Annotated in this window: 11 protein-coding genes; 7 read left to right on the forward strand and 4 right to left on the reverse strand. The window is 73.7% G+C overall.

All coding sequences use genetic code 11. The features are described from left to right. Positions 1-23: 23 nt before the first annotated feature. Positions 24-1,232, reverse strand: coding sequence for an acetyl-CoA C-acetyltransferase (locus ACF059_RS01460; RefSeq protein WP_392049967.1), 1,209 nt, complete (start codon positions 1,230-1,232; stop codon positions 24-26). Between the two features lie 135 nt (positions 1,233-1,367). On the opposite strand from ACF059_RS01460, the gene mce reads away from it, so the two are divergent. The 5 genes from mce to ACF059_RS01485 all read left to right on the forward strand — a co-directional run bounded on the left by mce (position 1,368) and on the right by ACF059_RS01485 (position 9,955). Next, entirely contained in the window at positions 1,368-1,796 is a 429-nt protein-coding gene (gene mce / locus ACF059_RS01465; RefSeq protein WP_008738238.1) for a methylmalonyl-CoA epimerase, read from the forward strand. A 181-nt stretch (positions 1,797-1,977) separates the two neighbouring features. Further along, complete coding sequence (gene scy, locus ACF059_RS01470; RefSeq protein WP_392049970.1) at positions 1,978-6,534, forward strand: polarized growth protein Scy; 4,557 nt, start codon at positions 1,978-1,980, stop codon at positions 6,532-6,534. Between the two features lie 194 nt (positions 6,535-6,728). Beyond that, the gene (locus tag ACF059_RS01475) at positions 6,729-7,667 is read left to right on the forward strand and encodes a cellulose-binding protein (protein WP_360888535.1); all 939 of its coding nucleotides are present in this window, start codon (positions 6,729-6,731) and stop codon (positions 7,665-7,667) included. A 342-nt stretch (positions 7,668-8,009) separates the two neighbouring features. Continuing rightward, on the forward strand, positions 8,010-9,125 hold the full coding sequence (locus tag ACF059_RS01480; protein WP_361938390.1) for an ABC transporter ATP-binding protein: 1,116 nt from the start codon (positions 8,010-8,012) through the stop codon (positions 9,123-9,125). After that, positions 9,122-9,955, forward strand: a complete 834-nt coding sequence (locus ACF059_RS01485; protein ID WP_392049973.1) for an ABC transporter permease — start codon at positions 9,122-9,124, stop codon at positions 9,953-9,955. Before ACF059_RS01480 ends, ACF059_RS01485 begins: the two co-directional genes overlap by 4 nt. 18 nt (positions 9,956-9,973) lie before the next feature. Here ACF059_RS01485 and ACF059_RS01490 read toward each other — a convergent pair whose 3' ends face one another. Continuing rightward, positions 9,974-10,300 carry an ATP/GTP-binding protein gene (locus ACF059_RS01490; RefSeq protein WP_360888526.1) on the reverse strand — a complete coding sequence of 109 codons (327 nt, stop codon included), beginning with the start codon at positions 10,298-10,300 and terminating at the stop codon, positions 9,974-9,976. 228 nt (positions 10,301-10,528) lie between these two features. On the opposite strand from ACF059_RS01490, the gene ACF059_RS01495 reads away from it, so the two are divergent. Continuing rightward, complete coding sequence (locus ACF059_RS01495; protein WP_392049976.1) at positions 10,529-11,560, forward strand: LLM class flavin-dependent oxidoreductase; 1,032 nt, start codon at positions 10,529-10,531, stop codon at positions 11,558-11,560. Positions 11,561-11,613: 53 nt separating this feature from the next. On the opposite strand, the gene ACF059_RS01500 is transcribed toward ACF059_RS01495, so the two are convergent. Further along, positions 11,614-12,006, reverse strand: coding sequence for an SCO5389 family protein (locus ACF059_RS01500; protein WP_030037139.1), 393 nt, complete (start codon positions 12,004-12,006; stop codon positions 11,614-11,616). 220 nt (positions 12,007-12,226) lie between these two features. Between ACF059_RS01500 and nucS the strand changes: the two genes are divergently transcribed. Further along, entirely contained in the window at positions 12,227-12,898 is a 672-nt protein-coding gene (nucS, locus tag ACF059_RS01505) for an endonuclease NucS (protein ID WP_366865031.1), read from the forward strand. A gap of 66 nt (positions 12,899-12,964) precedes the next feature. Here the strand turns inward: nucS and ACF059_RS01510 are convergent, their stop codons facing one another. Beyond that, positions 12,965-15,493: an ATP-binding protein gene (locus ACF059_RS01510; RefSeq protein ID WP_392049980.1), complete on the reverse strand. Its 2,529-nt coding sequence runs from the start codon at positions 15,491-15,493 to the stop codon at positions 12,965-12,967. Between the last annotated feature and the right edge of the window lie 104 nt (positions 15,494-15,597).

Below are 15,597 nucleotides of genomic sequence, written 5' to 3' on the forward strand. Positions count from 1 at the left end.
TCTCGTACGGTACGGAGGTGCTGTCAGGCCTGGGCGCCGGGCACCCGGACGATCAGCGCGTCGCCCTGGCCGCCGCCGCCGCACAGCGCGGCCGCGCCGACCCCGCCGCCGCGGCGCTTGAGCTCCAGCGCCAGGTGCAGCACCACACGGGCTCCGGACATGCCGATCGGGTGTCCCAGGGCGATGGCGCCGCCGTTGACGTTCACCTTTTCCGGGGTCACGCCGAGGTCCTTCATTGACTGCACGGCGACCGCCGCGAAGGCCTCGTTGATCTCGATGAGGTCCAGGTCGGAGACCTCCAGGCCCTCCTTCTTCAGGGCGTGCAGGATCGCGTTGGACGGCTGCGACTGGAGGGAGTTGTCGGGGCCGGCCACGTTGCCGTGGGCGCCGATCTCGGCGATCCACTCCAGGCCGAGCTCCTCGGCCTTCGCCTTGCTCATCACGACCACGGCGGCCGCGCCGTCGCTGATCTGGGAGGAGGTGCCGGCGGTGATCGTGCCGTCCTTGGCGAAGGCGGGACGCAGCTTGCCGAGGGACTCCGCCGTGGTCTCGGGGCGGATGCCCTCGTCGGTGGAGAAGATCACCGGGTCGCCCTTGCGCTGCGGGATCTCGACCGGGGTGATCTCGGCCTCGAAGACACCGTTCTTCTGGGCAGCGGCGGCGCGCTGGTGCGAGGTGGCGGCGAACTCGTCCTGCGGGGCGCGCTCGATGCCGAGGCGCGTGTTGTGCTTCTCGGTGGACTCGCCCATCGCGATGTTCTCGAAGGCGTCCGTGAGGCCGTCGTAGGCCATCGCGTCCAGCATCTCGATCGCGCCGTACTTGAAGCCCTCGCGGGACTTGGGCAGCAGGTGCGGGGCGTTGGTCATGGACTCCTGGCCGCCCGCGACCACGATGTCGAACTCACCGGCGCGGATCAGCTGGTCGGCCAGCGCGATGGCGTCCAGGCCCGAGAGGCACACCTTGTTGACGGTCAGGGCGGGCACGTTCATCGGGATGCCGGCCTTGACCGCCGCCTGGCGGGCGGGGATCTGGCCCGCGCCGGCCTGGAGCACCTGGCCCATGATCACGTACTGGACCTGGTCGCCGGAGATCCCGGCCCGCTCCAGCGCGGACTTGATGGCGAAGCCGCCGAGGTCGGCGCCCGAGAAGGACTTCAGCGAGCCGAGCAGCCGCCCCATGGGCGTGCGGGCCCCGGCGACGATCACGGAAGTGGTGTTGTTCGATCCGGACATGAGGCACAGCCCCTTGGATGAGGAGTGAACGAGGGTTTACGTGAATGTACTGGGCGGTACCGCAGCGGTCACCGGGGTGCCGGTGTGATCGCGCGCACGTTGCGTGACGACCCCCTTCGGGAGTGCACTGTCCCCATGCTGACAAGAATCGACCACATCGGGATCGCCTGCTTCGACCTGGACAAGACCGTCGAGTTCTACCGTGCCACGTACGGCTTCGAGGTGTTCCACTCCGAGGTCAACGAGGAGCAGGGCGTCCGAGAGGCCATGTTGAAGATCAACGAGACGTCCGACGGCGGCGCCTCCTACCTCCAGCTCCTGGAGCCCACCCGCGAGGACTCCGCGGTGGGCAAGTGGCTGGCCAAGAACGGCGAGGGGGTCCACCACATCGCCTTCGGCACCGAGGACGTCCAGGGCGACTCGGAGGCCATCCGCGGCAAGGGCGTCCGCGTCCTCTACGACCAGCCCCGCACCGGCTCGATGGGCTCCTCGATCACCTTCCTCCACCCCAAGGACTGCCACGGCGTCCTGACCGAACTGGTCACCAGCAACCCTGAGCACTGATGCCGCCATTCCCCGGCCGGTAGAGTGGCCATGGCTCGGCCGGGGTTCGGTGCGGAGACGGGGTCGGGGCCTGTGACCCCTGCCCCGGTATCTGACACCATTCCCCCGGGGGCGTCGTTCAGCGGGCGAGCGATGCTCATTGGGAGTGAGCTTGCGACCAGGGGACGGATGGGACCGCGCTGTGCGGGGCTACGAAAGCCAGGAGAGCCATCAGGCCGAGGCCGACCATCTCTCGCGCTTCGAGGCCGAGATGGAGCGGCTGAAGAAGGAGCGCGGGAAGGCCGTCCAGCACGCTGAGGACCTGGGATACCAGGTCGAGGTGCTGCGCGCCAAGCTCCACGAGGTACGCCGGTCTCTGGCGTCCCGCCCCGCCTACGACGGCGCGGACATGGGGTACCAGGCGGAGCAGCTGCTCCGCAATGCCCAGATCCAGGCCGACCAGATGCGCTCCGACGCCGAGCGCGAGCTGCGCGACGCCCGGGCGCAGACCCAACGCATCCTCCAGGAGCACGCCGAGCACCAGGCGCGGCTCCAGGCCGAGCTGCACGCCGAGGCCGTCAACCGCCGCCAGCGTCTGGACCAGGAGCTCAACGAGCGCCGCCAGACCGTCGAGGCGCACGTCAACGAGAACGTGGCCTGGGCCGAGCAGCTGCGCGCCCGTACGGAGTCCCAGGCGCGCCGGCTCATGGAGGAGTCCCGCGCCGAGGCCGAGCAGTCCCTCAACGCCGCCCGCGCCGAGGCCGCCCGGGTCGCCGAGGAGACCCGGCGCCGGATTGCCGCCGACGCCGAGGCCGCCCGCGCGGAGACCGAGGCCACCCTGCTGCGCGCCCGCAAGGAGGCCGAGCGGCTGCTGACCGCCGCCTCCGCGCAGGCCCAGGAGGCCAGCGAGCACGCGGCGCGGCTGCGTTCGACCACCTCCGCCGAGGCCGAGCAGACCCGTCAGCAGACCATGAACCTCGGCCGGGTGGCCGAATCCCGCGTGCAGGAGGCCGAGTCCGCGCTGCGTGAGGCCCGCGCCGAGGCCGAGAAGGTGCTCGCCGAGGCCAAGGAGAGCGCGGCCCGCCAGCTCGCGTCGGCGGAGTCCGTCAACGAGCAGCGCACCCGCACCGCCAAGGAGCAGGTCGCCCGGCTGGTCGGGGAGGCCACCAAGGAGGTCGAGGTCCTCAAGGCCGAGGCCGAGCAGGCCCTGGCCGACGCCCGCGCCGAGGCCGAGCGGCTGCGCACCGAGGCCGGCGAGCAGGCCCGTACGGCCGCGGCCGAGGACATGGCGGCCCAGCTGGCGAAGGCGGCCCGCACCGCCGAGGACGTGCTGAACAAGGCCTCGGAGGACGCCCGGGCCACCACCCGGGCCGCGTCCGAGGAGGCCGAGCGGATCCGCCGCGAGGCCGAGGCGGAGGCCGACCGGCTGCGCCTGCAGGCCGCGGCCACGGCCGACGAGCTCAAGGGCGCCGCGAAGGACGACACCGAGGAGTACCGGGCCCGGACGGTCGAACTCCAGGAGGAGGCCCGGCGGCTGCGCGGGGAGGCCGAGCAGCTGCGCGCGGAGGCCGTCGCCGAGGGCGAGCGGATCCGCGGTGAGGCCCGCCGCGAGGCGGTCCAGCAGATCGAGGAGGCGGCCCGGACCGCCGAGGAACTGCTCGGCAAGGCCAAGGCCGACGCGGACGAACTGCGCGGCGGGGCGAACGCCGAGAGCGAGCGGGTCCGCGCCGAGGCCGTCGAGCGGGCCGGCACGCTGCGCAAGCAGGCCGAGGAGACCCTGGAGCGCACCCGCGCCGAGGCCGAGCGGCTGCGCGCCGAGGCCGAGGAGCAGGCCGAGGCTGTTCGGGCCGAGGCGGACGCGGCGGCCCTCGCGCGGCGCGCGGAGACCGAGCAGGCCCTGGCCGCCAAGCGCGCCGAGGCCGACGAGGAGCTCGTACGGCTCCACACGGACGCCGAGAGCCGGCTGACCACGGCCGAGCAGACCCTGCGCGACGCCCGCGCGGCGGCGGAGAACATCCGCCGCGAGACCACGGAGGAGACCGACCGCCAGCGCGCCGAGTCGGCGGAGCGGATCCGCGCCCTCCAGGCGCAGTCGCAGGCGGAGGCCGAGCAGCTGCGCACCGAGGCGGCCGAGGACGCCGGCCGGGTGCGCGCGGAGGCCGAGCAGGTCGCCGTACGGCTGCGCGGCGAGGCCGAGGCCGAGGCCGAGCGGGTGCGCTCCGAGGCGCAGGAGACCGCGGACCGGCTGCGCGCCGAGGCGAAGGGCGCGGCCGAGCGGGTCGCGGCGGAGGCCGCGGAGGCCCTGGCCGCCGCACAGGAGGAGGCGGCCCGGCGTCGCCGGGAGTCCGAGGAGACCCTGGCGTCCGCGCGGACGGACGCCGAGCAGGAGCGGGCGCAGGCCCGCGAGCAGAGCGAGGAGCTGCTGGCCGCGGCCCGCCGCCGCTCGGAGGAGGCGCAGGCCGAGGCGGCCCGCCTGACCGAGGAGGCCGAACGGCGCGCCTCGGAGCTGGTGTCGGCGGCCGAGGCCACCGCCCAGCAGGTGCGCGACGCCGTGGCCGGGCTGCACGAGCAGGCCGAGGAGGAGGTCGCCGGGCTGCGCAGCGCCGCCGAGCACGCGGCGGAGCGTACGAAGACGGAGGCCGAGGAAGAGGCCGGACGGGTCCGTTCGGACGCCTACGCGGAGCGGGAGCGGGCCACCGAGGACGCCAACCGGATCCGCACCGAGGCGCGCGCGGAGACGGACGCGGCGAAGGCCCTGGCGGAGCGCACCGTCGGCGACGCGATCGCCGAGGCGGAGCAGCTGCGCAGCGACACCGCCGAATACGCGCAGCGGGTGCGTACGGAGGCCACGGACGCCCTGGCCGCGGCCGAGCGGGACGCGGCGCGCACCCGGGCCGACGCCCGCGACGACGCGAACCGCATCCGCGGCGAGGCGGCCGAGTCCCTGGAGGCCTCGCGCGCCGAGGGTGCCCGGATCACCGCCGAGGCGACGGCGACGGCCGAGCGGCTCACCGAGGAGACCCGCGCGGCCAACGAGGCGACCGTCGGCGAGGCCGCGGCCGAGGCCGAGCGGATCACCCACGAGGCGCAGGAGGCCGCCGAGGCCACCCGCGCCGAGGCCGCCGGCGCCCTGGACGAGGCGCGCGCCGAGGGCAACCGGCTGCGCACCGAGGCAGCGGAGCAGGCGGACCGGCTCATCACCGAGGCGGCGGCCGAGGCCGAGCGGCTCACCGAAGAGACCCGCGCGGCCAACGAGGCCACGGTGGGCGAGGCGGCCGCGGAGGCGGAGCGGCTGCGCACCGCGGCGGCGCGGCTCAAGACGCAGGCGGCCGAGACCCTGGCGAGCGCCGAGCGGGACGCGGCCAAGATCATGGTCGATTCGCGTGCCGAGGGCGACCGTCTGATCGAGGAGACCCGCAAGGCGAACGAGGTCACGGTCGGCGAGGCCGCGGCCGAGGCCGAGCGGCTGCGCGCGGAGGCGCACCGCGCCCTCGACGACGCCCGGGCGGAGGGCGGCCGGATCATCGGCGAGGCCACCGCGGAGGCGGAGCGCGTCACGGCCGCGGCGAACGAGACGCTGGAGAGCGCGGAGCGGGAGGCCGAGCGGACGCTGGACGAGGCGCGCGCCGAGGGCAACCGGCTGCGCACCGAGGCGGCCGAGCAGGCGGACCGGCTCATCACCGAGGCGGCGGCCGAGGCCGACAAGCTCACGGCCGAGACCCGCAAGGCCAACGAGCGCACGGTCGGCGAGGCCGCGGCCGAGGCCGAGCGGCTGCGCGCGGAGGCTTCGGAGGCGCTGTCCTCGGCGCAGGAGCACGCGACCCGTACCCGCTCGGAGGCCGAGCGCGTCAAGGCGGAGGCGGCGGCCGAGGCGGAGCGCCTGCGCAGCGAGGCCCGCGCGGAGTCCGAGCGGCTGCTGGACGAGGCCCGCGAGGCGGCCAACAAGCGCCGCAGCGAGGCCGCGGAGCAGGTCGACCGGCTCATCACCGAGGCCTCGGCGGAAGCCGAGAAGCTCACGAGCGACGCGCAGCAGAAGGCCCTCGCCGCCACCACGGCGGCCGAGGAGCAGGCCGACGCGATGGTGGACGCGGCCCGCAAGGAGGCGGCGCGGATCACCTCGGAGGCGACCATCGAGGGCAACTCCATGGTGGAGAAGGCCCGTACGGACGCGGACGAGCTGCTGGTCGGCGCGCGCTCGGACGCGGCCGCCATAAGGGAGCGGGCGGAGGAGCTGCGCGGCCGCGTCGAGAGCGAGGTCGAGGAGCTGCACGAGCGGGCCCGCCGGGAGTCGGCCGAGCAGATGAAGTCGGCCGGTGAGCGCGTGGACAAGCTGGTGCGCGCGGCGACCGAGCAGAGCGTCGAGGCCGAGGCGAAGGCCAAGGCGCTGGTGTCGGACGCGAGCAGCGAGGCGAGCAAGGTCCGCATCGCGGCGGTGCGCAAGGCGGAGGCGCTCCTGAAGGAGGCCGAGCAGAAGAAGGCCGAGCTGGCCCGGGAGGCCGAGAAGGCCCTCGCGGAGGCCAAGGCGGAGGCCGAACGCCTCGTCGACGAGGGCCGCCGCGAACTGGAGGTCCTGGTCCGCAGGCGGCAGGACATTCAGGGGGAGATCTCCCGTGTCCAGGACGTTCTTGAGGCGTTGGAATCATTCGAGGCGCCTTCGGGTGGCGGAAAGCCCACGGTCGGCGGCCAGGGCGCGGGGGGCGCGAAGGCCGGCGCGACAGCGGGTTCCACTCGTTCGGGTGGCAAGTCGTCGGAGGGGTAGTCGGCGCCCAGGGATGTGTGCTCCTGATGGAGGTTCAGGCGAACGAGTGACAAGCATTCTGCCGCCTTGCCACTCAAAAGGGGTGTCATTGTCCAGATCAATCGCCGATTGACTCGAAGACACGCCGCCTTGGCGCCTAGGATTCCCCTAACACCTCACGCAGTACCTCATCGGTCTCATTCGACAGGAACCCCATGAGCGACCCTTCCTCCCCCTTCGGCTTCGAGCTCGTGCGGCGCGGTTACGACCGCGGTCAGGTGGACGACCGCATTACCAAGCTGGTCTCCGACCGCGACAGCGCCCTTGGACGCATCAACTCTCTGGAAAAGCGGATCGAGGAACTGCACCTCGAAACGCAGAACGCCCAGGCCCAGGTGAACGACGCCGAGCCGTCGTACGCCGGCCTCGGCGCCCGGGTCGAGAAGATCCTGCGACTGGCCGAGGAGGAGGCGAAGGACCTGCGCGAGGAGGCCCGTCGCGCGGCCGAGCAGCACCGCGAGCTCGCCGAGTCGGCCGCCCAGCAGGTGCGCAACGACGCCGAGTCGTTCGCCGCCGACCGCAAGTCGAAGGCCGAGGACGAGGGCGTCCGCATCGTCGAGAAGGCCAAGGGCGACGCCTCCACCCTGCGCGCCGAGGCCCAGAAGGACGCGGCGTCCAAGCGCGAGGAGGCCGACGCGCTGTTCGAGGAGACCCGCGCCAAGGCCGCCCAGGCCGCCGCGGACTTCGAGACCAACCTGGCCAAGCGCCGCGAGCAGTCGGAGCGGGACCTGGCGTCGCGTCAGGCCAAGGCCGAGAAGCGGCTCGCGGAGATCGAGCACCGTGCCGAGCAGCTGCGCCTGGAGGCCGAGAAGCTGCGTACGGACGCGGAGCGCCGGGCCCGCCAGACGGTGGAGACCGCGCAGCGCCAGGCCGAGGACATCGTGGCCGACGCCAACGCCAAGGCGGACCGCATCCGCAGCGAGTCCGAGCGCGAGCTGGCGGCGCTCACCAACCGCCGCGACTCGATCAACGCGCAGCTGACCAACGTGCGCGAGATGCTGGCGACGCTCACCGGCGCGGCCGTCGCGGCGGCCAACCCGATCGTCGACGACGAGCCGGTCACCCGCGGCGTTCCGGCGCAGCAGAGCCGCTGAGCTCCCGCTCCGCCTGATCGAGCTGCCTGATCGAGGGCCCTATGTCACCCCTGAGGCGACGTAGGGCCCTCGGGCGTTCCCGCGTCGGCTCATGCCCGTCGACGGGATTTTCTCCTGGAAATCACCTTCATGATCTTGGCCGTTGGAGGAAATCCGGAGGAAGCCCGGAGGAAATCCTCAAGAAGAGCGACGCCCGCACCCTCCTCGGGAACTACGGGAGATGCCCGGGTCGGTCTCAGGGGCGGCTCAGGGATCCGGCGGGGGACGGAACCGCAGGAGGGTCGATATCCTCTTAACCCTTACGCGGGCGAAAGTCGTCCCGGCCTGGTAAGGGGCAGCAAGATGATCGAGGCAGTCGGCCTGACCAAGCGCTTCGGCGCCAAGACCGCCGTCGACCAGTTGTCCTTCCAGGTCAAGCCGGGTCACGTCACCGGTTTCCTGGGGCCCAACGGCTCCGGCAAATCCACCACCATGCGGATGATCCTCGGCCTCGACCGGCCCACGTCCGGCCGGGTCACGATCAACGGCCACCCGTTCCGGGAGCTGCCGAACGCCCAGCGTCACGTCGGCGCCCTGCTCGACGCCAAGGCCGTGCACGGCGGCCGCCGGGCCCGCACCCACCTGCTGTCGATCGCCCAGCTCTCGGGGATCCCCACGCGGCGCGTGGACGAGGTGCTGGGCGTGGTCGGCCTCCAGGACGTCGCCCGGCAGCGTACGAAGGGCTTCTCGCTCGGCATGGGCCAGCGGCTCGGCATCGCCACCGCCCTGCTCGGCGACCCGCAGGTGCTCCTGTTCGACGAGCCGGTCAACGGGCTCGACCCCGAGGGCATCCTGTGGGTGCGCAACCTCATGCGCCGGCTCGCCTCCGAGGGCCGCACCGTCTTCGTCTCCTCGCACCTGATGAGCGAGATGGCGCTGACCGCGGACCACCTGATCGTCATCGGCCGGGGCCGGCTGCTGGCCGACATGGGCACCCAGGAGTTCATCGCGCACAACTCGGCCGGATTCGCTCGGGTGCGCGCGGCCGACACTGATCCGGATGGCTGGGACACGCTGGGTGCGGTCCTCACGCAGGCGGGCGGACGGGTCCTCCAGGAGCCCGACGGTGCACTGCGCGTGACCGGGCTGGACCTCCCCCGCATCTCGGACCTCGCCCACGGGGCCGGCGTACGGCTCTGGGAGCTCTCCCCCCACCGGGCCTCGCTGGAGGAGGCGTACATGCGGATGACCCAGTCCGCCCTCGAGTACACCTCCACCGACGACCCGCGGGCCGAGCTGTGGGAGCCGGAGCCGCTCACCGTCCCGGCCTGGGAGGAGGAGCCGGCGGTCCCGGAGGTCCCGCGGACGGGCTTCTTCGCGCCCCCGCCTCCGGCGGCGGGCGGCCGGCCCTTCCTGATGCCAAGCAAGCCCGGCGAGCTCGCCGGCGCCCGCGAGAACGACCCCGAGGAAGCCAAGTGACCAGTCCCCGCGGCGCGCAGCCCGTCCTGCCGTACAGCTCGCCGCTGCCCACGCCGCGGCCGCATCTGGGACACGCCCTGGCCTCCGAGTGGACCAAGATGGTCTCGGTCCGCTCCACGCTGTGGACGCTCGGCTCGCTCGTCCTGACCGTCGTGGGCATCGGGCTGCTCTTCGTCGTGCAGACCGACGACCAGGACTACGACCAGATCTCCTTCGTCACGCCGGCCCTCTTCGGCCTGCTGATCGGGCAGATCGCGGTGATGGTCCTGGGCGTGCTGACGATCAGCTCGGAGCACGCCACCGGCCTGGCGCGGACCACGTTCACCGCCGCCCCCGACCGCTACCGGGTGCTCACCGCCAAGTACCTCGTCTTCAGCGTCACGGCCTTCCTGACGACCGGGGCGGCCGTCTTCGTGATCGGGGTGGCGGCGCGGATCACGCACAGCGGGGCCGCCGCCGGACGCCATGCGACGAGCGAGTGGCTCGGCGCCCTGGCGGGCAGTCTCTACGTCACGCTGCTCGGGGTGCTCGGGCTCGCCGTCGGCGCGCTGGTGCGGCACTCGGCCGGGGCGATCGCCGTGATGCTCGGCGTCGTCACGCTGCCGCCGGTGATCGGGGCGATGCTCAGCATGTGGCAGGCCATGGCGTCCGTCGGACGGGTGATCATCCAGTACAACGCGCCGGTGGCCCTGATGCAGCTGTTCGGCCTGCCGAACGGTGACGAGACGGGCGGGACGCCCAGCGCCCTGTCCCACATGGTGCTGATCGTGCTGGTCGCGGGAGCCGCGGTGGCCGCCTCGTACGTCTCGGTCGGCCGCCGGGACGTCTAGCCGACTGCCGGGAGACCCCTAGTACCGGGGTGCGTTGCGGGACCGCTGCACCTTGGAGGTGCGGCGGTCCTTCGCGTTCCAGCAGGCCTTGTGCCAGTGCCGCCGGTCGTCGACGCCGCCGTACTCCGGCCACGCCACCAGGTGCGGGGTGCCGGAGGGGATCTCCTGGTCGCAGCCGGGGCAGCGGTAGCGCTTGCCCGCCGCGCTCGCGCCCGCGACGTGCCGGACCTTCCAGTCCTCGCCCTGGTACTCCTCGGTGCGCTCCAGCCCGTAGCGGTCGAGGCCGGTGCTGGGGCGTTCGTCCGGAGTCTCCCCGCCTTTGGGGCGGTTGTTGCGCGGTGACACGTATACCTCACGGATGGGCGGACGGCAGTGACTTTCTCCCAGACTACGCGCAGCGAGGCCGGGTAACCGCAGGGTTGCGGGTAGCGGCTGCCGTACGCAGAGGGATGGCCCGACAATCCCAATAACTTTCCTGACAGACCGTGCCTTTGGCACGTGTCAGACGTTGTTGCCATAGGAAGAACCGGTCCACCTGGGGAGGCCGCGTCAGCCGCGAGGAGGCTAAAGGCGATGCGCGTAGGAGCGTTTGTACTGGCGGCCCAGTTCCCGGGTCAGGGACAGGGAGAGGCACTGCACCGGGCGGTGCGGACCGCCGAGGTGGCCGAGGAGGCGGGGCTCGACTCGGTGTGGCTCGCCGAGCACCACTTCGTCCCGTACGGGGTCTGCCCCTCGGCGGTGACCCTGGCCGCCCTGCTGCTGGGCCGCACGCGGCGGCTGCGGGTGGGCACGGCGGTGAGCGTGCTGCCGAGCACCCACCCGGTGGTCCTCGGGGAGCAGGCGGCCCTGCTGCACGTGACCTCGGGGGGCCGTTTCTCGCTGGGGGTGGGCCGCGGCGGGCCGTGGGTCGACCTGGAGGTGTTCGGGGGCGGCCTGGACGCGTACGAGAACGGCTTCCCCGAGGCCCTGGACCTGCTGCGGCGCTGGTTGACGCAGGCCCGGGTGGGAGCCGACGGCGAGCGGTACGGCTTCCGCGAGGTGCCCGTCGTACCACGGCCGTCGGAGGCTCTGGACGGGGACGGGACGGGCCCGGAGGTGATCGTGGCCTGCACCTCGCCGGCGTCGGTACGGCTGGCCGCTCGGCGGGGGCTGCCGATGCTGCTCGGCATGCACTGCGGGGACGAGGACAAGGCGGAGATGGTCGCGCTGTGGCGCGCCGAGGCGCGGGCGGCGGGGCACTCGCCGGAGCACGTGGCCGGCGCGGGCCACGTCTCGGCCGGGGTGTGCCAGCTGGCGGACAGCACGGCGGACGCCCGCGAGGCGCTGCTGAAGGCGATGCCCGGCTGGCTCAAGCAGGGCCTGGACGCGCATGTGACGGTGGACGGCCGGGAGCGCGCGATGCGCGATCCCCACGCGTACACGGAACTGCTGTGCGACCTGCACCCGGTGGGCACCCCGGAGTGGGCCGCGGACCGGCTGGCGGCCACCTCGGAGCGGACGGGCATCACGCGCTTCGCACTCCTGACGGAGGGCTCCGGCGATCTCGCCGCGACGGAGGAGAACGTACGACGACTCGGCGCCGAAGTCCTGCCCCGTCTCGGCTGAGATCCACCGGCGGCGCTCCGTACCTGACCGACCGGACAGGTCCCCGACAGGGTTTAGCAGTCGCGCAGTTCCGGCGACTGGTTGAGCAGCTGACCGCGGATCGAAGTGAACTTGGCCAGCCGGTCGTCCACCGAGGGATCCAGCGGGAAGACCGCCACCCGGTGACAGTTCTGGAACGCCAGGCGCACTCCGAAGTGCCGCTGCAGGGCACCGCGTATCGCGTCACTCGCGAGGGCGCGCAGCAGCTGCCCGCGCGCCTGCTCGTCGGGCGGCGGCGTCTGGTTGTCGGCGAACTGTCCGCCGTCCACCTTCAGCTGGGCCACCAGCGAGCTGATCATCTCCCATGCGAAGGGCAGGGAGGTCCGGACGCAGTCGACGAAGGCGGCTTCGTCGACCTCGCCTCGCTCGGCCTGTTCGAGTAGGGCCGGTGAGACGTCGAGCGACATGGGTTCTCCTCTCGCGACCCCGGCTGTTTGGGTTGCCGGAGCCTTACGGGCAGGGAAGGAGATCGCGACGCAGCGTGCACGCTTCGCAACCTCCCGCTCACCACGGTAGGCGCCCCATGGGTGGCGCACCAGGAGAATGCGCATACAACGCGCCATCGGCGAAGGGGGCTTTCAGGGGCGAATCGCGTGGAGGGCTGTCGGTCGAGTAGCGTTGCCGACCATGCGTCTCGTCATTGCCCGCTGCTCCGTCGACTACGCGGGCCGGCTCACCGCCCATCTGCCCTCGGCACCCCGTCTGATCCTCGTGAAGGCCGACGGCAGTGTCTCGATCCACGCGGACGACCGGGCGTACAAACCGCTCAACTGGATGTCGCCCCCGTGCACCCTCAAAGAGGGGAGCGGTGACGAGGCCGGTGTGTGGACGGTCGTCAACAAGGCGGGCGAGAAGCTCATCATCACCATGGAGGAAGTCCTCCACGACTCCTCCCACGAGCTCGGCATCGACCCGGGGCTCATCAAGGACGGCGTCGAGGCGCACCTCCAGGAACTCCTCGCGGACCGCATCGAGACGCTGGGCGAGGGCTACACCCTCATCCGGCGCGAGTACATGACGGCGATCGGCCCGGTGGACATCCTGTGCCGGGACGCCTCCGGCGCGACGGTGGCGGTGGAGATCAAGCGCCGCGGCGAGATCGACGGCGTCGAGCAGCTGACCCGTTACCTGGAGCTGCTCAACCGCGACCCGCACCTGGCGCCGGTCCGCGGGGTGTTCGCGGCTCAGGAGATCAAGCCGCAGGCCAAGGTGCTGGCGACGGACCGCGGGATGGACTGCGTGGTCCTGGACTACAACGCGCTGCGCGGCATCGAGGACGACAAGCTCCGCCTGTTCTGACCCTCGGCCCGCCCGGGCCCCACGAAACGACGGCTCCGTCCCGCGAGGGACGGAGCCGTCGGCGTTCTACGGGGCGGTGGGCGTGGAGGGCCCGGTCGCGGTGGCCGTGCCCGGACCCGTGGCGGTGTCCGTCGGCGTCGGCGCGGTGCTCTCCGTGGGCGGCACGGACGGGCCGGCCGTCGTCGGCGGGGGCGAGACGGGCGAGGACGCCGGCGCGGAGTTCTGCGGCGTCGTGGAGGGTCGGCGGGAGGGGGTCTTGCCGGGCGTGCGGCCGGGGCTCGGGGCGACGCTCTCCCCCGGCGCCGTGGACTGCGACGGCGACCCCGAGGCGGGCGGCTCCGGTGCAGGATCGTTCCCTCCGGTTCCCGTCGTGGACGACGGGGTCGTCGCCCCCGGGGTCGAGGACACCGCGGGCGCCTTCGCCGGCGGCGAGGTGTCCGAGGAGCCCAGCGCGAGGCTCACGACGGTGCCCAGCGCCACGACCGTCAGCGCTCCGGCTCCGGCCAGCAGGACCAGCCGCCGCCGGCGGGGATCCGGGGCCGGCCGGGCGGCGGGCGCGGGGGCGGGGGCCGGGGAGGGCTTGGGCGACAGCGGGAAGGCGTCCTCGAACACCTCGGACAGCGTCGTGGGCGGCTCCGTGGAGCGGTTGACCGGCACCACCGGCGTCATCCGCGTCACCGCCTCGGCGGAGACGGGCACGCGGACGGGGACGGCCGGGGCGGTCCGACCCCCCGGGGCGGCGGAAGCGGCAGGAGTGGCGGGAGCCGCGGGGGTCAGCGGCGCAGCCGAGGCCGGCGGGAGCGCCGCCCGGGCGGCCGGCCCGGCCTCCAGGGCCACCGTCGGCGCCTCCCCCGAGGCGGCGGGCAGGGCCGGCAGCCCCGGGGCCTCCAGCCGCAGGGGCGGGGACGCCGCCACGGCCGCGGCCTCCCGGTCCACGACGAGCGCCAGCGCCCGCCGCCCGGCCACGGTGCCGCGCTTGTCCGCGAGCGCGCCGCGCAGTCCGATCGAGGTCTCCAGCTCGGCCCGCGCCCGGTCGAGGCGTCCCTCGCACAGGGCCAGGACGCCGAGCTCGTGGTGGAAGTACGCCTGCTCGGCGACCTCCCCCGCCTTGCGCGCGGCCTCCGCGCCCGAGCGCAGCACCCGCTCCCACGCCTCCCAGTGCAGGGAGGCCGCGAACGCCGCGGCGGCCGTCCGCGCGAGCAGCACCGCCGCCACCACGTCCGCGCCGGCCAGCGCCGCGAGCACCGCGTCCGCCTCCGCCGCGACCCGCTCGGGGGTCACCGAGGCGTGCCCGGTCCACCAGGCGTAGTGCCGGGCGGCCGTACGGGCCTGCTCGGCCGCGGTGTCCCCGTACCCGGCCTCCTCCAGCTGCCGTGCGACCCCCGCGGCCAGCCGGTAGCGCGTTCCGACGGGCGTCAGCAGCCCGCAGGCCAGCAGTTCCGCCACCGCCGTGTCGGCGTGGGTGTCCCCCACCAGCGCCGGCAGGTGCGTGTGGTGCGGCATCTCCCCGCCCAGCGCGCACGCGATCCGCAGGGCCGCGCGCGCCGACTCGCTGACCCGGGAGGCCAGCAGCTCCGCCGGGGCCGCGCCTTCGGCCAGCGTGGGCAGCGGCACCTGGGCGGCCTCGCGCGGGCGCTCCTCGAAGACGCCGGGCTCGTCCTCCTCGTCGTCCTCGGCGAGGTGGTTGAGCTCATCGCGCTGGCGCAGCAGCGCGGCGGCCTGTACGAAGCGCAGAGCCAAGCCCTCGGAGGCGAACCGCAGGTCCTCCGCCCAGGCGGTCTCGACGTCCGTCAGCGGCCGTCCGAGGCCCGTCTCCAGCAGGTCCAGGCACTCCGCCTTGTCGAGCCCGCCGAGGAAGACCTCCTCGACGTGCGAGTCGTCGGAGGGCGCGCGGGTGTCGGGGGTGGCGGCCAGCAGGTAGGCGCACTCGGGGGTGGCGTGCAGCAGTTCGTCGAGGGCGCCGCCCCCCATCTCCAGGTCGTCGAGGAGGACGATCGCGCCGATGCCGCGCACGCGGGCGAGGAGTTCGTCGCGCTCGGGCCGCTCCCGCGAGGCCTCGTACACGGTCGCGTAGAGCGCCTGGAGCAGCTCGGCGGGCTGCTGGTGGCCGTATCCGGAGAGGCGGACGACGCCGTCGGGCGCGAGGCCCTCGCAGCGTGCCGCGACCGCGTCGAGCAGCGCGCTGCGTCCGGATCCCGAAGGTCCGGTCAGTCGTACGGAGCGGCCGCGGCCCAGCAGCCGGACGAGGCGGTCGCGCTCCTCCTCGCGCACCGGCCGGTGCCGGACGGGTATGGAGGTGCCCGGCAGCGCGGGCGGCCGTGCGGCGGCCTCGGCGGCGCGGCGGGCGCCCGCGTCGCGCTTGGCGGGGCGGGCGTTCTGCGTACCGGGCCGCAGCGGTTCGATCTCGCTGCCGTCGACCGGGTTGACGGTGAGGAGGAAGTCGCCCGCGACGAGGCTGACGACCCGGGCGGGTCCGGCCGCCGCGCCCGTCGTGCCCGCCGCGCCCGTCGTGGAGGGGGACGTGGACGGCCCGGGCGGCACGGAGCTGCCCGCGGACGGCTCGTCCTGCCCGGTATGCCCCTGTGTAAGGTCCATGACCAAGTCCCCCATCGCGGGCCGCGCGCCTCGCCGTCGTACCGCCCGGCCGTCGCGCACCCGCGGGCGCTCCTGGTCCGGTTTCCGCCCGAACCCTAGACGGT

Origin of the sequence: Streptomyces sp. NPDC016562 (assembly GCF_043076955.1) — a bacterium.
Lineage (GTDB): Bacteria > Actinomycetota > Actinomycetes > Streptomycetales > Streptomycetaceae > Streptomyces.